Here is a 16,361-nt window from a genome sequence, read left to right as displayed (position 1 = left end):
CCCGCTCGATGAATACCTTCCCATCCACCGGCGCCGAGAGCGCCGGCGAGCCCGGCGACAGCCCGGACGCGCCTCCACGGCGCAGCTTCGAACCGGACCTCCGGTCGATGACGCGGATCAACCTGCGGCCCATCGCTTCACCGATGCCGCTGGGCTTCTTCACCGTGGCGATCGCCTCCGTGATGACCGGATGCCTGCAACTCGGTGTCCTGGAGGCCGCGGACCGCAAGGCGGTCGCGCTGTGTGTGCTGCCCGCCTTCGCGCTCCAACTCCTGGTGAGCGTGCTGGCGTTCGGGGCCCGGGATGTGATCGCGGCAACGCTCATGGGTACGTTCGCCGGCAGCTGGCTGGCGTACTCCCTGGTCATGGGTTCCGGTGCGGACGGTGGGCTCCGGGTGCTCGGCGTGTTCAACCTGGCGTTCCTCTGCTTCGGAGCGCTGATGGCCTCCGTGACCAAGCCCAAGCGCGCGCTGTGGCTCGTGCTGGTGGTCTCCCTGCCCCGATGGGCGGCCACCGGGCTGTCGGGGCTGACCGGCGTCGAAGCGATCACCCGTGTGTCCGGGGCGCTGGGAATTCTCGTGGCGCTCGTGGCGACGTATGCGGCGTTCGCGCTGATGCTGGAGGACATGCGCAGCGAGGAGGTCCTGCCCATCGGCCGCAGCGGCCCCGCCCGCAGCGCGGTCGACGGAAGCCTCGCGGTGCAACTGCGGAACCTCGAACGCCAGGCGGGTGTACGCCGCACGCTGTGAGGCGGCGGCACGGGCACGGTGACCCACGAACAGACCGGTGGGGGGCGGGGCGGGGGGGGGGGCCCCCCCCCCGGCAGGTGGGGGGGGGTGGGGGGGGGGCGGGGGGCCGGCGGGTATTACAATCTTCATGAGAGGTTCGCGGCAATATGTTGCCGCGAACCTCTCATGATCTTGGTGTGGGAGGGCGGCGGGCACCGATTCCGCACTCCCGATGATCGCAAAGGCCCTGAATCCGGCATTTCGGCAGGTGTGTTTTTGGCCTTGGGAACCAAATGGACGCTCAGCGTCCATTTGGTTCCCAGGGTCGTGGAGCGGGTGGCAGGGCGGCCGGGGGGGGGCGGGGTGCGGGCCTTTCCGTCGACGGAGTCGGCGGCGACCACGCTGGGACCGCAGCCCGGCAAGACCAACGCGACCAAAGCGCCTTCACACCCCGCGCCCCTCCCGATAGCTGCCGGGTTGTCTGCGCGGGCGGGCGGCTGTCAAGCCGCCTCCAACGGCACGCGACAGGCCGCCTGTTCGCGCGAGATCCACCGCGGCTTGACAGTCGTTCGGCCGCGCGGACCATCAAAAGTCGGGAGGGGCGTCAGGACGCCGCCGACAGCCAGGTCGGGAACGGTTCATGGCAAGGGACTTCCACGCCGCAACGTGCGAGCCCCGCAGCGCAGATGCCGGCCGGCTCGTACCCCAAAGGCGCTGCCCCGGATCAGGAAGCCGGGCCGACCTCAAGGCACCGGCGGCTCGGCGTCCCCCTCCACATGCTTCAGCATCCGCTTCAGCAATCCCGACAGTTCGTCCTGGTCCTCCAGCGAGAACGGCGTCAACATGTCGGTCTCCGCCACCGCGCGCAGGTTCATCGCCGCAAGCCAGCGTTCGCGTCCGGTGTCGGTCAGTTCGATGTCGATGCGCCGCCGGTCGGCGCTTTCCCTCAAGCGCCGGATCAGGCCCGCCTTTTCCAGGGTGTCGAGGCGTCCCGTCATGCCCGCAGGGGAGATCTTCAACTCGGCGGCGAGTTCGGACGGGGTGGCGCGGCCGGGGGTGCCGCGGGAGGCGAGCCGGTGCAGGGTCTCGAACTCGAAGTCCTGGAGTCCGACTTCGGCGAGTGCGCGGTTCTTGGTCTGGCGGATGTGTCGGTTGATGAGCTGGATGCGGGTGATGATGCCCTCGACCCGTTCGTCGAACGGCGCCTTGTCGCGCCAGCGGGCGATGTGCCGGTCGACCGAGTCCTCGGTCGCCGTGTCGCCGCCCTCCGTTGCGGGCCGGCTGCCCGCGTTCCCCCTGCCGTGCGCGTCGTTCATCCGCACATTGTGCATTGTGCCCATCGCCGGCGGGCGACCGCCGAAAGATGTATTTCGTTGACGAATGATTCGTCAGCGAAATACATTCGGCGCATGCCCTCACCCGAGCCCCTCGTGCGCTCCACCGCCCGCCGGCTGCTCGTAGGCCGCACCCTCGCGGCCCTCGCGACCGGGATGATCCCGACCACCCTCACGCTCGCCCTCATCCGCGGCGGTTCGAAGGCCGACCTCGGCATCGTGCTCGCCTGCGAGCTCGTCCCGATGCTGCTCCTGCTCCCCGTCGCCGGCGTCGCCGCCGACCGGTTCCGGCCGCAGCGCGTCGTCCTCGCCGCCGACCTGGTCCGCGCGGCCGCGCAACTGGGCATCGCCGCCGTGCTGTTCGCGGGACGCCCGAACGTCGCCTCGCTCTCCGCGCTGGCCGCCGTCACCGGGGCAGCCGTCGCGTTCGGGACGCCCGCGGTCCGCACCCTCGTCGCGGCCGCCGTTCCCCAGGCCGAACGCCTGCGCATGAACGCCCGTATCGGCGTCGCCGCCGCGCTCGCGCAGATCGCCGCACCGGCCGCGGCGGGCGGCCTCATGCTCGCGCTGTCCGGCGGCTGGTCGGCCCTGGTCACGTCGGTCCTGTTCGTCGTCTCCGCGACGACCCTCGGCGGGCTCCGGACCGAGCGTCCCGCCACCGCCGCCCGCGCCGGCACCTCCGCCTTCAAGGCCCAACTCCGCGACGGCTGGACGGAGACCCGCCGCCACCCGTGGTTCCTTGCCAACGTGTGCGCGCACGCCGTCTGGCACCTGGCCGCCGGGTTCCTGCTCACCCTCGGCCCGTTGATCGCCCACGACCGGCTCGGCGGCGACACGTCCTGGGTGGTCATCGTGCAGGGCGGGACGATCGGCATGGTCGCCGGCGTCTACACCGCACCGCGCCTGCCGCAACGCCACCCGCTGGTCGCCGTCGCTTTCGGGGCCGCGGCGTACACGCTGCCGCTGCTCGCCTTCGGGCTGCACGCCCCGCTCGCGGTGGTCACCGCCGCGTACCTCGCCGCGATGTTCGGGCTCGGCGTGCTCAGCCCACTCTGGGAGACCGAGATGCAGCGCCGCATCCCGCACGACAAGCTCGGGCGCGTCGGGTCGATCGACGCGATGGTGTCGTTCGCCGTACGGCCGCTCGGGTTCGCCGTCGCCGCCCCCATCGCGGCGGCGGTCGGCACGACGGCGCCGCTGCTCGTCGCGGCGGTGTTGGTGGCGGGCGCCAACCTCGGGCTGCTGGCCATGCCGGACATGTGGACGCGGGCACCCGAACCGGCCGACGGTACCGCCGAGGCCGAGGCCGAGCCGGACCACGCCGCGCAGCCCGCGTAGCGGACCCGCGCGACCGTCAGAACGACAGCCCGAATCCCGCGTCGTAGCCCGGCCCGTCGACGGCCGGCAGGTCGAACGGCAGTCGGCCCAGCGGCGCGTGGCGCCCGAACACGACGTCCAGCACCGTCTGGTCGCCCGCCCCGCGGTCGGCCAGCAGCGCGGCGCACTGGTCGGCGAACTCCGGTACCGGGTCCGGCCCGTCGAGCCGCAGCACGACGATCGTCGGAACCGTGGCGGCGATGTCCAGAACCCGGTCCACCGCGTCGGCGTCCGGCGCGGCCGCGACCCGCAGCACCGCGACCTCCGCCTCCGCGAGCTCGGCCACGACCTGGGCGTAGGCGCCCGCCGAGCCGTTCGGGAGACCTTCCAGATACACCCGCACGCCGTCGCGCAGCGGGATCGCGGGCCCGCCGGTGGCGCTGGTTCGGGTGCTCGTACGGTTCGTCAGCAGCGTCAACGCCCGCAACTCGGCGTCCGTGCCGCTGGCCTCGACGCGCCCGGCGGGCACCGTGAGGCGGCGGGCGGGGCCTGGCAGTTCACGTGGGGCGCGGGCGACTTCGTACGCGTCGCCCGCTCGGGGTCCGGCCACGCGCGGGCCGGTGCGGTCCTGGGCCGTGCGCGACCCGACCGTGGTCTCTGGGGACGGCATCTTCCGGCGGCTCCCTTCGGGCGGGGCCGGTGGCCTGGCCCCACTGCGCCGCCCCATGGTGGCAGATCGCGCCGACAGGTGTGGACGTCACGTGCACGAGAGTGTGGTTCCGAACAGTTGGAAGGCGGCCGGTTCGCACGGCAGACGCCAACTCCGCACAAGCGGACACGCACCGGGGCAGAGGCCGGACGATGGGCCCAACGCCGCCGCGCGGGGTGGCCTGTGACTGTCGCTCATTCGGCGGCCCTCATTCGGCCGAGTCAGACTCCCGCCAGACCCATTCGACCGTGCGCGCGCCGTGCCTGGTCGCGCTGCGTTGGGTCGTGGCCGCGTTGGGACGCGCCGTGCCTGGTCGTGCCGCGCTGGGACGCGCCGCGCTCGCACGAGCCGCGCTGGGACACGCCGCGATCGGTTGTACTGAGCCCGCACGTGCTCCGCTCAGTCGCGCTGAGTTAGCCGGCACTGCGCTCGTACGTCCTTCGCCCCGCGTGCGCCGCGCTCGCCCGACCCGAGCCCGCGTGTGCTGCGCGCGCTCGCACCGCACGTTTCTGTACTGCGATCGCCCGTGGCGCCCGCGCGCGCCGACTCCGTCCGTACCGAGCCAGCGCTTACCGCGGGCTGTCAGGTCCGGGCGGGGGCCTTGGCGGGTCCGGGTCCCTTGGCGTGCGGGGGCGTCCGCCACCGGCTGCGGTGCGGGTTCAGTCCTGGCTGCTCTCCGTGGGGTGCGGTTCGACGCCGCAGCGCAGTTGTTCGAGCCGGTACGGCAGGGGCTCCCAGCCGGGCCGGCCCACCCCTACCCGCGCCGCGCGCCTCCACACCGCTGGCACCCGTGTTGCGCTTGGGCTCGCCCACACTGCGCTCGCGCGCACTACGCCCCCGTGCGCCGATCCGCGCGTGCCGCGTTTGCGTGCAACTGCGTTCCCATGTGCCGAGCCCCCGCGCGTGGCGAGCCCCCACCGACCTCCTCACCCGCCGCCCTCAGCGCAGCGCGTTCAGCGCCGATCGCCCCAACTTCACCAGCGCCTCACGCGGTGGGTGTGCCCGCGGCCCCGCCGCGTTGATGTCGACGCTCGTCACGCGGTCGCCGTGGCCTCGGGCGAAGGCCAGGCCGTTGGAGGTGGCGTCGCTGTAGAAGTACGCCGCGTCGCCGACGCCGGTGACGGGCTCGGTCTCGGCCTGGGGGGCGGCGGTCAGGCGGGCTACCCGGTCGGCGTCGCCGATCAGGGCGCTGGGGAGGTCGCGGACGCGGACGGTGAGGACGCGCTGGCTGTCGGGTCGGAGGAACAGACACGCGCGCCCGTCCTCGTCCACGACCGCGGTGACCTCGTCGGTGTCGAGGGCCTCGCCGACCTGCGCGGGGGTGAGCAGCTCGCAGGCTGTGGGGCGGGGGGCGCCGGGGGTGGGGGGTGGTTGCGGGACGCGGCTCGTCGGGAGGACGCCTGGGCCGGTCGGCTGGATGGTGGAGGTGGCCGCGTGCGGGCAGCAGCCCGATCCCGACCCGATGCAGCCCGCCACGAGCCACATCCCGGCCGCGACGAGCGTGTACGCGACGACGCGCCCTTTCATGCACTGCCCCCCAACGCCGTGCCCCCGCCGGACCGCATCGCGCGCCCCCGGTACTCCGGTCCCCACCATGAGTACGCCGGGCGTGCGCCTGCCCCGGTCGGATGCTAGTGCGGTGCTCGGGGTCGGCGGTACTCCTGAGCGGAACCTGTCGTCCCGCCTGGCGGTGCGGCGGGCGCTGTGACGCGTGCCGACTCGCTGGTTGTCGTCAAAAATAACCGGCCTTAGCGCTCTGCTTCGACAACATTCAACAAGCCTGCACCGACAGCACCCACCCGCCGGGTGACACACGTTTTCGGTCCTTCGGGACAAGTCGATATCGTCGTGGGCATGACTTCCGCAGCACGTAGCACGGCGCAGCCCTCGCGCCCCATCACGCAGGCCGTGATCCTGGCCGGCGGGCAGGGTTCGCGCCTGCGGCCCTACACCGACGACCGGCCCAAGCCGATGGTCGAGATCCCGGGCACCGGCACGCCGATCATCGGCCACCAGCTCGCGTGGCTCGCCGAGGAGGGCGTCACCGACGTCGTCGTCTCGTGCGGCCACCTGGCCGAGGTGCTGCAGGACTGGCTGAAGACCGCCGACCTGCCGCTCGCGGTGTCGACCGTGGTGGAGACCGAGCCGCTGGGGCGCGGCGGCGGTCTGAAGTTCGCGGCCGCCGCGCTGCCGCGGCCCGACGAGCCGTGGTACGCCACCAACGGCGACATCTGGACGCGCTTCTCGCTGCGCGAGATGGCCGCCTTCCACGAGGAGCGGCACGCGATCGCGACGCTGTCGCTGGCCCGGCCCCGTATCCCGTGGGGCGTCGTGGAGACGGACAAGTTCGGGCACGTGCTCGACTTCATCGAGGCGCCCACGTCGCCGTACCCGATCAACGCGGGCGTGTACGTGTTCTCGGCGGAGTTCACGGCGCTGCTGCCGGACGTCGGCGACCACGAGCGGACGACGTTCCCGAGGCTGGCGCGCGAGCAGCGCCTCGCCGGGTTCGCCATCCCGCAGGGGTCGTACTGGCGCGCGATCGACACCGCGAAGGACCTCTCCGAGGCCGCGAAGGAACTGCGGGGCTGAAAACCGTCGAGAAGGCCGGGCTCAGAGCTCTGAGGATCTCTGACGCCCGGCCTCGCGCATTCCGGTGACCCGCTTTCGACGACCCGCCCGTCAGCCGGCCGACGTACGCTCCGCCGCCGTCCGAGGCTCGTGCACCACATCGCCGTCCTGCCCCATCTCGCGCCGCCAGCACGCGAATTCGAGCAGGATCCCATCCGGGTCCTGGAAGTAGAACGAGCGGACGAACACCCCGTCGTGCAGTTCGGGTGCGACACCGAGCGGACTGTCGTCGTGGTCGATAACAGGTCCGACCCGGACGCCCCGCCCCAGCAGCTTGTCGCGGTAGGCGAGGAAGTGCTCCTCCGGCACCGTGATCGCGATGTGGTTCATCGACCCGACCGCGCTGCTGAAGTCGCCCTCGCCCGGCAGCGCCACCGGCGCCGAGACGCCCGGCACCGCGTCCGGGTTGTCGGCGAACCAGAAGAACGCCAGGCAGTTGCCGCCGCCCATGTCGAAGAAGAAGTGCTGGCCGAGCCCGCGCGGCAGGTCGATGGTCTTCACCAGACGCATGCCGAGGATGTCGCGGTAGAACTCGACGGTTTCCTTCATGTCGGAGCATACGAGCGCGAGGTGGTTCACCCCGCCCAGTGCGAACTCGGGGTTCTGCCAGGCCATGTGGTGCCCTCCGTCCCTGGTGTCCCGGGGTCTCGTGCGAACACCCCCAAAGCTAGCGCTCGTTCAGCAGATTGCTCTAGCCTGACGCGGCAGCGGATCGCCTCGATCGCACGGGTCCAGTACGACATCTGATCCGGGATCACCACGAGGAACGGGGGACCGGGCATGATCAGCCGGGAGTTCGTGGGACTGCCGTCGCCGCTGGTCGGACGCGCCGGAGCCGGCGGCCACCCCTGCCAGGGGCTCTACCACCGGCCCGCGGCCGGACCGCCGCCGCGCACCGCGTTCATCGCGACGCACTACAACATCGACTTCGCCGAGCACTACCTCGCGCCCTACCTCGCCGAGCGCGGCTACGGGTTCCTCGGCTGGAACACCCGGTTCCGCGGCGACGAGCCGCACTTCCTGCTCGACCACGCGCTCGCCGAGATCGGCGTCGGGGTGCGCTGGCTGCGCGAACAGGCAGGCGTGGAACGGGTGGTGCTGCTCGGCAACTCCGGCGGCGGGTCGCTGATGGCCGCCTACCAGTCGCAGGCCGTCGAGCCGAACGTCCGCCCCGCGCCGGGCCTGCGGCCGGTTCCGGAGCTGGACGAACTGCCGCCCGGGGACCTGTTCGTGGCGCTCGCCGCGCACGCGGGGCGGCCGGACGTCCTCACGGCCTGGATGGACCCGTCTGTCACCGACGAGACCGACCCGCTCTCCGTCGACCCGGAGCTCGACCCGTTCGACGAGCGCCACGGGCCGCCGTACGACGCGGAGTTCCAGCACCGCTACCGCGCCGCGCAGCGGGCCCGCAACGAGCGCATCACCGACTGGGCGCTGGCCGAACTCGACGCGCTGCGCGGAACGCGGGCCCGCGACCGGCTGTTCCTCGTCCCGCGCACATGGGCCGACCTGCGGATGGTCGACCCGTCGATCGAGCCGTCCGACCGGATCCCGAACCAGTGCTACCGCGGCGAGCCGGCACGCGCGAACTACGGCGTGCACGGGGTGGGTCTGGTCTGCACGCTGCGCGGCTGGCTGTCGATGTGGAGCCTGCGCACGTCGCAGTGCCGCGCCGCGCCGCACCTGGCCCGGATCACGGTGCCGTCGCTCGTGGTGCACGCGACCGCCGACACGGGCGTGTTCGACAGCGACGCCCGCGCGATCCTGGACGGCCTGGCCGCGTCGGACAAGCGCCTGGCGCTGGTCAAGGCCGACCACTACCTCCAGGACCCGCCGGGCGCGCGGGACGAGGCGGCGGACCTGGTCGCGGGGTGGGTGGCGGAGCGGGGGTGACCCGGTCCGCCGTTCTGCTCCGTCCCGCGGCGCGCTGCCGCGCCTCGTCCTGGCCCGCACCGTCCAGCGGCAGCAGCGCCCCACCCTCGCCCCCGCCTTCGTCAGCGCGAGGCCAGGAACCCCTCCACCTGCTCGTGGATGTACGCCGTGTCCTCGTCGTCCATGCGGTGGTTCATCGGCACGATGAACGCGTGCTGCATGACCCGGTCGGCGTTCGGGTAGCCGTCCGGGTCGGCGCGGTGCGCGATGTCCTTGAAGCCGGGCTGGCGCAGGATGTTGCCGGACCACACCGTGCGCGTCGAGACGCCGCGCTCCTCGAGGTACTGCTGGAGTTCGCCGCGGGTGAAGCCGGCCTCCGGGTTGATGATCGCGGGGAAGTTGAGCCAGCCGGTCTCCAGCCCCTCGGTCTGGCGCGGCGCGATGAACGCCTCGGGGTGCTTGGAGAAGAACGCGTGGTGTGCCGCGAAGTGGCGCTGACGGGTCGCCAGGAAGCGCGGCAGCTTCTCCAGTTGGGCGAGGCCGAAGGCGGCGCCGAGCTCCGACGGTTCGAAGTTCCAGCCGATCTCGTCGAAGATGAACAGGTTGTCGTAGAGCACGCCGTCGATCTCCTCGAAGAAGTCGCGGTTGCCCTTCTTGGAGCCGAACAGCTGGAGTTCGGAGCGGCGGCCCCAGCGGCGCAGCATGAGGCCGCGGTCGCGCAGGGCCTCGTCGTCCACGAGCACCATGCCGCCGTTGCCGGCGCAGGTGATGATGTGGCTCATGGCGAAGCTGGTGACGGAGATGTCGGCGCGGGTGCCGGTGGGGGTGCCGCGCAGGGTGGCGCCGAGGGCGTCGCAGGAGTCCTCGACGACGACGAGGCCGTGCCGGTCGGCGATCTCGCGGATGCGGTCCCAGTCGGGGGCGTTGCCGGCGAGGTTGGGGGTGAGGATGGCCTTGGTGCGCGGGCCGATGAGGCCTTCGATGCGGTCGACGTCGATCTGGAAGGTGTCGGGGTCGACGTCGGCGAGGACGGGGACGAGGCCGGCCTTGACCATGGGGGCGATGTCGGTGGAGAAGGTCAGCGTCGAGGTGATGATCTCGTCACCGGGCGTGAGGCGGAGCAGCTCGATGGCGAGGTAGAGGGCGGACGATCCCGAGTTGCACATCAGGCCGTGGCTCTTGCCGAACAGCGCGGCGACCTTCTGCTCCATGGCGGCGACGTTGGGGCCGATGGTCATGGCGCTGGGGGGACCGTTGAGGATGGTCAGCATGGCGTCGATCTCGGCCTGGTCGTGGACGCTGCCGGCGTACGGGATCTTGCGCATGTGGTTCCGCCCCTGGGTGTTGTGATGTGGTGGTGGTGCCGAGGGTGGCTGACGGAGCGTCAGCATCCCTTTCATGGCTATCATGGCTATGATGGTGGGGCAAGTGGTTCGGAGCGTGAGGGGAGTCGGCGCGTGCGGTACAGCAGGGTCGGGGGATCGGGCCTCAAGGTCTCGGCGGTCGGTCTCGGGTGTAACAACTTCGGCATGCGGATAGACGCCGCCGCGGCGGACAAGGTGGTCGGCGCCGCGCTCGACGCGGGCGTGACCTTCTTCGACACCGCGTACATCTACGGCGGCGGGCGCTCCGAGGAGATGCTCGGCCGCGCCCTCGGCTCGCGGCGCGACGAGGTGGTGGTCGCGACCAAGTTCGGCGCGCCGGGCAAGGGCCCGTACGACGGCGGCGCGGCGCGGCTCCAGGTCATGCGGCAGGTCGAGACCAGCCTGACCCGGCTCGGCACCGACCACATCGACCTGTACTACCTGCACTTCCCGGACCCGGACACCCCGATGGAGGAGACCCTCGCGGCCCTCGACGACCTGGTGCGGCAGGGCAAGGTCCGGTACATCGCCAACTCCAACCTCACCGGCTGGCAGCTGGTCGACGCCGACCACATCGCGCGGGCGTCCGGCGGCGCCCGGTTCATCGCCACGCAGGCCGAGTGGAGCCTGCTCAAGCGCGGCATCGAGCGCGAGGTCGTGCCGGCGGCACGGCACCTGGACCTCGGGGTGATTCCGTACTTCCCGCTCGCGTCCGGGCTGCTGACCGGCAAGTACCGGCGCGGCGAGGAGTTCCCGGAGAACACCCGCTTCGCGGCCATCCCGCGGCTCGCCGACGGCGCCACCGACGCGAACTTCGACATCGTCGAGAAGCTCACCGCGTACGCCGCCGACCACGGCCGGACGCTCCTCGAGCTCGCGCTGTCCTGGCTCGCCGCGCAGCCCGAGGTGCCGTCCGTCCTGGTCGGGGCGACGAGCGCCGAGCAGGCCGCGGCCAACGCCGCCGCGGTGGTCGACCTGACCGCCGACGAGCTGGCGGAGATCGCCGCGATCACCGCGGGGGCCGTGGCGTGACCGAGCGTCGAGGGCTGGGCGCGGGCGGCGCGGCGTCGGTGCGGGCGCTGCCGCCGGGCGACGCCGAGGCGGTACGGCACCACAGCATCGCCGACGCGGTCGCCGCCCGGCTGCGCGCCCGGATCCTCGACGGGGCCATCCCGGACGGCGGCACGCTGCCCAAGCAGGACGACCTGATGGCCGAGTTCGGCGTGGGCCGCACCACGGTGCGGCAGGCGTTCCGGGTGCTGGAGACCGAGGGCCTGATCACGGTTCGGCGGGGCAACGCGGGCGGCGCCGTCGTCCACGTGCCCCAACCGGCGGACGCGGCCCACATGTTCGGGATGGTCATGCACGCCCGGCACGTCCCGCTGGAGGATCTGGCGGGCGCGCTGCGGCAGTTGGAACCGGTGTGCGCCGCGCTCTGCGCGTCGCGCGCCGACCGGGCGACGGCGGTGGTGCCGCACCTGGAGGCCGTCCACGCGCGCATGGCCGACGTCCTCGACGACGGCGACGCCTTCCTCCGCGAGAACCGCGCCTTCCACGAGGCCCTCGTGGAACGGTGCGGCAACGCGACGATGCAGATCCTCCTCGGCGCCGTCGAGGTCCTGTGGGCCCGCCAGGAACAGGTCTGGGCGGACGCCGCCCTCGCCGACACGGCCCGCGCCGTCCGCGAAGCCAGCCTCCGCGACCACGGCAAGCTGATCGCCCTGATCGCCGCAGGCGACGACACCGAGGTCTACCGCCTCGCCTCCCGCCACATCGCCGGCGCCCAGGAATACCCCCTCCGAGCCCACAGCGCCCGCCCGGTCAAGGTGTAACGGACAACGACGAACGCACCCGACCGGCCCCGCGCACACCCCGCCGGCGCCCGCCGGCGCGAAGCGCCTGGCGGGCATGGGGGCGCGGGCATGGGGGCGCGGGCATGGGGGCGCGGGCATGGGGGCGCGGGCATGGGGGCGCGGGCATGGGGGCGCGGGCATGGGCCGGGACTGGGCCGGGACTGGGCCGGGCCCGCGCAGCGGGGCAATCTGGGCCTCATCGCTCTTCGCCGAAGCGCGCAGCAGCCGCGCCGCGGCGCCCGGGCACCGGGCGCCGGCGAGGGCAGGCCGGTGTCCTTGAGCGGACGGGCAACCTGTCAGTCAGGCATTCCCGCCGAAGTGTGGGTGGCGGCGTTCTAGAAACGCCGTCACCGCCTCCCTGTGGTCCGCCGTCTCGAACGTCACGGCCTCCAGGGCCAGCGACGTGTCGAGCAGGCGGTTCACGCGGTCGGCCAGCTCCGTGTTGGCCAGGCGCTTGTTGAAGCGGATGGCGATCTGCGGGCCGGCGGCGAGGCGTTCGGCCAGGGCCGCGGCGCGGGTTCGGACCTCTGCCGCCGGGCAGACGTGGTTGACGAGGCCGTAGCGCAGGGCCTCGTCGGCGGTCATCATGTCGCCGGTCATCAGATACTCCTTGCCCCGGTTGACGCCAAGCAGGAGCGGCCACAGGATCGCGCCGCCGTCGCCCGCCACCAGGCCCGCGTTCACGTGCGGGTCGCCGATACGCGCGGTGTCGGCCAGGAACGTCACGTCGCAGAACAGCGCGAGCGTCGCGCCGAGCCCCAGCGCGTCGCCGTTGACCGCCGCGATCACCGGCTGCGGTACGGCGAGTTGGGCGCGCACCAGGGCCGCCGACCCCTCCAACAGCTCCGGATTCCCGTCGGGGTAGCCCTCGGTGAGCTTGGCGTCCATTCCGGCGAAGTCGGCCCCGACGCAGAAGGCCTTGTCGCCGGCCCCGGTCACCACCACCACGTCGACCTGCTCGTCGGCGGCCACACGGCGGAACAGCGGGGTGAACTCGGCGTGCATCTCCGGGCTGATCGCGTTGCGCCGCTCGGGGCGGTCGAGGGTCACCCACAGGATCCGCCCCCGCAGTTCGGTGCGCAGGTACGTGAAGCCGTAGTGGTCTCCGTCGGCCATACGAGGCTCCTTCGCGTTGGACGTTCGACGTTCGACGTTCGACGTTGGACGTACAGGACGTTCGACGTTCCGCGTTCTGCCATCGTGCACTTGCAATCATTATGATGATTGGCCATGACGGCTACTCCGGATCTGGAGCGCATCCCGCCCCTCGTCGACCTGGACGCCCACGTCGTCGAGCCCCCCGACCTGTGGTCCTCGCGCCTGCCGCGTCGTTACCGCGACATCGGTCCGCGCATCGAGCATCTCCCCGGCGGACAACCGGTGTTGACCGGCGGAACCTACCGCGAGGCGCCCGGCGAGGACGGCCCCGACGTCGCCTGGTGGCACTACGAGGACCACTACTACTCCGTCAAGCGCCTCATCGCCGCCGCCGGTTACCCGGCCGACGAGATCACGATGACCGGCATCACGTACGACCAGATGCGCCCGGGCTGCTGGCGCACCGCCGACCGGCTCGCCGACATGGACCTCAACCACGTCCAGGCGCAGATGTGCTTCCCGAACTACCCCCGTTTCTGCGGCCAGTTGTTCCTCGGCGGCAAGGACCGCGAGCTGGCGCTGTCGTGCGTGCGCGCGTACAACGACTGGATGGTCGAGGAGTGGTGCGGCACGTCGGGCGGCAGGCTGATCCCGCTGTGCCTGGTCCCGCTGTGGGACGCCGAGGCCGCCGCCGCCGAGGTACGGCGGAACGCCGAACGCGGCGTGCGGGCGGCCGCGTTCAGCGAACTCCCGACCTACCTGGGGCTGCCGAGCATCTACTCGGGCGCGTGGGAGCCGTTGTTCGAGGCGTGCGAGGAGACCGGCACGGTGCTGGCGATGCACATCGGGTCGGGCACCAAGACCCCGCAGGCCTCGCCGGACGCCCCCGACGCCGTCGCGTCCACGATCATCTTCGGCAACTCGGCGGCCTCCATGGCCGATTGGATGTTCTCCGGCGTCCTGCACCGCCGCCCGCGCCTCAACCTGCTGTTCGCCGAGGCGCAGATCGGGTGGATCCCGTACCTGCTGGAACGCATCGACGACGTCTGGACGACGCACCGGGGCTGGTCGGGCAGCCAACGCCTGTGCCCCGAGCCGCCGTCCACGTACTACCGCCGGCAGATGTACTCGTGCTTCTTCAAGGACGCCGTCGGCGTCGAACTCCTCGACCACGTGGGCGTGGACAACGTGGCGTTCGAGACCGACTACCCGCATCAGGACGGCACGTGGCCCCACTCGCGCGCCGCGGCCGCCGCGCAGTTCGGCCACCTCGACGACGCCACGATCCACAAGCTCGCGCGCGGCAACGCCATCCGCCTCCTCGGCCTCGACCTGCCGGAACCCCAGTGAGGCCGCACCACCCACTCGACCTCGGACTCGACGCACCCGCCGAGGCGTTCCGTGCCGGCGTATGCACGTGGCTGACCGGGGCAATGGCTCCGGAACGCACCGCCCACCACACCGACCCGGCCGACAGGACCGGACTGGACGAGAAGTTCGAGCGCGAGCTGCTGCGCGAGGCGGGGGAGCGGGGCCTGCTGGGCGTCTCGCTGCCGTTCGCGATGGGCGGCGGCGGGCGACCCGCGACGTGGGCGGCGGCCTTCGCGTACGAAGTCGCTTGGCACCACGCACCGTTGGTCGACACAGGGGTGACCCTCGCGGCGCGGCCGGTGATCGCGTACGGCAGCGCCCGGCAGCGCTCACGCCTGCTCCCCGGCATGCTGGGCGGCACCGAGATGTGGTGCTGCGCGTACACCGAACCCACCTCGGGCAACGACCTGTTCGCGGGTCTGGCCACCCGGGGGGAGCAGGATGGGGACGGGGTGTGGCGGCTGACCGGCGTCAAGTCCCGCATCACCGGCGGGGCCAAGGCCGAGCGCTGTCTGACGGCGGCCCAGACCCGGCACGGGCCGGCCATGTTCGTCGTCGACCTGCGGGCCGCGGGGGACACGGTCGCGGTGCGCCGGATGCCCACGCTCGCCGGATACACCCTCGACGAGCTGGAGTTCGACGCGACGGAGGCCGAACTCCTCGGCGAAGCAGGCGCCGGACGCCGCCAGGCCGCCCGGGCGATCCGGGCCGAGCAGGGCGGCATGTTCCACCTGGGGTGGGCACACAGGATCGTGGCCGACCTGACGGCATGGGCACGGACGACGGGGGCGGCGGACCTGCGGGGCGCCGACCCCGTGGCCGCCGCTCGGGCCGGGGTGCTGCGCGACGCGCTGGGCGGCCTGTGGGCGGGCCTCGCGGCCGAACGCGCGCCCGCGCTCGCCCCGGTCGCGGCGGCGACGGCGGTGAAGGCGGTGAAGGCGGACCCGGCCGCCGCAGCGGTCGCGAAGGTCAGGCTGACCGAGTTCGTCCAGGCCGCGGCCCGGATCGCCGCCGACACGGTCGCAGGCAATGAAGACCCGTCCGCCGCAGCGCGGTTCGAGGCCGAGGCGGTATTCCGGCTGGACGGTCCGATCAGCGTCGGCGCGAACGACCTCCACCGCGCGACGATCGCCGCACTGGTGCTGGGCGAGCGAGGCGAGGCGATAGCCGAACCCACCGAGGGCGAAGGCCTGCTGGCCGACGCCGTGGCCGCCGCCGAACAGGCCCTGCGCATAGCGGTCGAGTATGTGGGGCGGCGCCAGGCGTACGGCACGGTGCTGGCGAAACTGCCGGTGGTCAGGCAGAGACTTGCCGACATGAGACTCGAACTCGCCGCAGCGCGCGGGCTGGTGGCGCAACGCGGCGAAGCGGACGAACTCGCCGCTCGCGCCGTGGTCGGCCCGGCCTGCCACCGTGTCGTCGAGGACGCGATCCTGCTGTGCGGCGCCCACGGCTACCTGCGAGAGTCGGGCCTGGGCGACCTCCGCGCGATCACCCGCCTCGCCGAACTGGCCCACGGCGGCCCGACGTCGGCCCGTGCAGAACTGGCGGACCGGGCCCTGCGCGAGGGCTGGTGACGGGTCCGGGCGCGCCTGTTCCGTTGCGGCGTGGGAGTCGAAGTCCATGCGCCGTCCCGGACCTGTCTGCCGGCGGAGGCCACCTCCCCCTCCCGATTGGGGATTGTCCGCGCGGCCGGTCGCCTGTCAAGGCGCGGTGGATCAGTCATCAACAGGTGGCCTGTCCCGGGGTGGTGGGGGCGCCTTGACAGCCGCCCGGCCGCGCTTAAAACCACGGCAACTATCGGGAGGGGGAGGCGGTGTGGAGGCGCATCGGGTGCGTTGCGTTGCCGGGCTGCGGTCCCGGCGTGGGGCGGGCGACCACCTTTGACGACCGGTGACCGCACTTCACGGTTCTCATATCGCACCAAATCGGGGCATTGAGGCACACGAATCCCTATTGAGGTTTTCTCAGTGAAAGCCGTGGGGGCGCGCGGGCGGGAGTTGCCGTGCGCGGTGGTGCGCGGCTCCCGCAGGCGTGAAGCCCCTGGTAAAGCGGGTCGTGTCGAGCGAACACCGCGTCTACCG

Annotated in this window: 14 protein-coding genes; 8 read left to right on the top strand and 6 right to left on the bottom strand. The window is 72.4% G+C overall.

Annotated elements, in window-relative coordinates; all coding sequences use genetic code 11:
• The first annotated feature begins 8 nt into the window (after positions 1–8).
• Positions 9–749 (top strand): GPR1/FUN34/YaaH family transporter, encoded by a 741-nt coding sequence (locus QI554_RS19280; RefSeq protein ID WP_281471342.1) that lies wholly within the window; start codon positions 9–11, stop codon positions 747–749.
• Positions 750–1,471: 722 nt separating this feature from the next.
• On the opposite strand, the gene QI554_RS19275 is transcribed toward QI554_RS19280, so the two are convergent.
• Positions 1,472–2,044 carry a MarR family winged helix-turn-helix transcriptional regulator gene (locus QI554_RS19275; protein WP_281471341.1) on the bottom strand — a complete coding sequence of 191 codons (573 nt, stop codon included), beginning with the start codon at positions 2,042–2,044 and terminating at the stop codon, positions 1,472–1,474.
• A gap of 93 nt (positions 2,045–2,137) precedes the next feature.
• On the opposite strand from QI554_RS19275, the gene QI554_RS19270 reads away from it, so the two are divergent.
• Positions 2,138–3,400: an MFS transporter gene (locus tag QI554_RS19270; RefSeq protein ID WP_281471340.1), complete on the top strand. Its 1,263-nt coding sequence runs from the start codon at positions 2,138–2,140 to the stop codon at positions 3,398–3,400.
• Between the two features lie 16 nt (positions 3,401–3,416).
• Here QI554_RS19270 and QI554_RS19265 read toward each other — a convergent pair whose 3' ends face one another.
• Both QI554_RS19265 and QI554_RS19260 read right to left on the bottom strand, forming a co-directional pair.
• Positions 3,417–4,049, bottom strand: a complete 633-nt coding sequence (locus tag QI554_RS19265) for a glycoside hydrolase family 3 protein (protein WP_281471339.1) — start codon at positions 4,047–4,049, stop codon at positions 3,417–3,419.
• A 978-nt stretch (positions 4,050–5,027) separates the two neighbouring features.
• Positions 5,028–5,615 carry a hypothetical protein gene (locus tag QI554_RS19260; RefSeq protein ID WP_281471338.1) on the bottom strand — a complete coding sequence of 196 codons (588 nt, stop codon included), beginning with the start codon at positions 5,613–5,615 and terminating at the stop codon, positions 5,028–5,030.
• A 327-nt stretch (positions 5,616–5,942) separates the two neighbouring features.
• Here QI554_RS19260 and QI554_RS19255 point away from each other — a divergent pair, with 327 nt between their 5' ends.
• Entirely contained in the window at positions 5,943–6,680 is a 738-nt protein-coding gene (locus tag QI554_RS19255) for a nucleotidyltransferase family protein (RefSeq protein ID WP_281471337.1), read from the top strand.
• Positions 6,681–6,770: 90 nt separating this feature from the next.
• Here the strand turns inward: QI554_RS19255 and QI554_RS19250 are convergent, their stop codons facing one another.
• Positions 6,771–7,334 carry a VOC family protein gene (locus QI554_RS19250; RefSeq protein ID WP_281471336.1) on the bottom strand — a complete coding sequence of 188 codons (564 nt, stop codon included), beginning with the start codon at positions 7,332–7,334 and terminating at the stop codon, positions 6,771–6,773.
• Between the two features lie 165 nt (positions 7,335–7,499).
• Between QI554_RS19250 and QI554_RS19245 the strand changes: the two genes are divergently transcribed.
• Positions 7,500–8,612, top strand: coding sequence for a hypothetical protein (locus tag QI554_RS19245; RefSeq protein WP_281471335.1), 1,113 nt, complete (start codon positions 7,500–7,502; stop codon positions 8,610–8,612).
• 101 nt (positions 8,613–8,713) lie between these two features.
• Here the strand turns inward: QI554_RS19245 and QI554_RS19240 are convergent, their stop codons facing one another.
• Positions 8,714–9,916 (bottom strand): DegT/DnrJ/EryC1/StrS family aminotransferase, encoded by a 1,203-nt coding sequence (locus tag QI554_RS19240; protein ID WP_281471334.1) that lies wholly within the window; start codon positions 9,914–9,916, stop codon positions 8,714–8,716.
• A 132-nt stretch (positions 9,917–10,048) separates the two neighbouring features.
• Between QI554_RS19240 and QI554_RS19235 the strand changes: the two genes are divergently transcribed.
• On the top strand, positions 10,049–10,987 hold the full coding sequence (locus tag QI554_RS19235) for an aldo/keto reductase (protein ID WP_281471333.1): 939 nt from the start codon (positions 10,049–10,051) through the stop codon (positions 10,985–10,987).
• Positions 10,984–11,787, top strand: a complete 804-nt coding sequence (locus QI554_RS19230) for a FadR/GntR family transcriptional regulator (RefSeq protein WP_281471332.1) — start codon at positions 10,984–10,986, stop codon at positions 11,785–11,787. Before QI554_RS19235 ends, QI554_RS19230 begins: the two co-directional genes overlap by 4 nt.
• Positions 11,788–12,108: 321 nt before the next feature.
• Here the strand turns inward: QI554_RS19230 and QI554_RS19225 are convergent, their stop codons facing one another.
• Positions 12,109–12,924 (bottom strand): enoyl-CoA hydratase/isomerase family protein, encoded by an 816-nt coding sequence (locus tag QI554_RS19225; protein ID WP_281471331.1) that lies wholly within the window; start codon positions 12,922–12,924, stop codon positions 12,109–12,111.
• Between the two features lie 114 nt (positions 12,925–13,038).
• Between QI554_RS19225 and QI554_RS19220 the strand changes: the two genes are divergently transcribed.
• Together QI554_RS19220 and QI554_RS19215 are read left to right on the top strand one after the other, a co-directional pair.
• Positions 13,039–14,256: an amidohydrolase family protein gene (locus QI554_RS19220; protein ID WP_281471330.1), complete on the top strand. Its 1,218-nt coding sequence runs from the start codon at positions 13,039–13,041 to the stop codon at positions 14,254–14,256.
• Positions 14,253–15,854: an acyl-CoA dehydrogenase family protein gene (locus QI554_RS19215; protein WP_281471329.1), complete on the top strand. Its 1,602-nt coding sequence runs from the start codon at positions 14,253–14,255 to the stop codon at positions 15,852–15,854. Before QI554_RS19220 ends, QI554_RS19215 begins: the two co-directional genes overlap by 4 nt.
• Positions 15,855–16,361: the final 507 nt, after the last annotated feature.

The sequence above is a fragment of the Yinghuangia seranimata genome (genome assembly GCF_029953285.1).
Classification (GTDB): domain Bacteria; phylum Actinomycetota; class Actinomycetes; order Streptomycetales; family Streptomycetaceae; genus Yinghuangia; species Yinghuangia seranimata.
Note: the sequence above shows the minus strand (reverse complement) of the source record. Positions and strands in the feature narration are given on the sequence as shown.

Bases quoted from the DNA above. Each gene is read 5' to 3' on its own strand.
- QI554_RS19270 (WP_281471340.1), top strand. From the start codon at position 2,138: ATGCCCTCACCCGAGCCCCTCGTGCGCTCCACCGCCCGCCGGCTGCTC.
- QI554_RS19220 (WP_281471330.1), top strand. From the start codon at position 13,039: ATGACGGCTACTCCGGATCTGGAGCGCATCCCGCCCCTCGTCGACCTG.
- QI554_RS19250 (WP_281471336.1), bottom strand. From the start codon at position 7,334: ATGGCCTGGCAGAACCCCGAGTTCGCACTGGGCGGGGTGAACCACCTC.
- QI554_RS19280 (WP_281471342.1), top strand. From the start codon at position 9: ATGAATACCTTCCCATCCACCGGCGCCGAGAGCGCCGGCGAGCCCGGC.
- QI554_RS19265 (WP_281471339.1), bottom strand. From the start codon at position 4,049: ATGCCGTCCCCAGAGACCACGGTCGGGTCGCGCACGGCCCAGGACCGC.
- QI554_RS19240 (WP_281471334.1), bottom strand. From the start codon at position 9,916: ATGCGCAAGATCCCGTACGCCGGCAGCGTCCACGACCAGGCCGAGATC.
- QI554_RS19275 (WP_281471341.1), bottom strand. From the start codon at position 2,044: ATGAACGACGCGCACGGCAGGGGGAACGCGGGCAGCCGGCCCGCAACG.
- QI554_RS19245 (WP_281471335.1), top strand. From the start codon at position 7,500: ATGATCAGCCGGGAGTTCGTGGGACTGCCGTCGCCGCTGGTCGGACGC.
- QI554_RS19225 (WP_281471331.1), bottom strand. From the start codon at position 12,924: ATGGCCGACGGAGACCACTACGGCTTCACGTACCTGCGCACCGAACTG.
- QI554_RS19260 (WP_281471338.1), bottom strand. From the start codon at position 5,615: ATGAAAGGGCGCGTCGTCGCGTACACGCTCGTCGCGGCCGGGATGTGG.
- QI554_RS19255 (WP_281471337.1), top strand. From the start codon at position 5,943: ATGACTTCCGCAGCACGTAGCACGGCGCAGCCCTCGCGCCCCATCACG.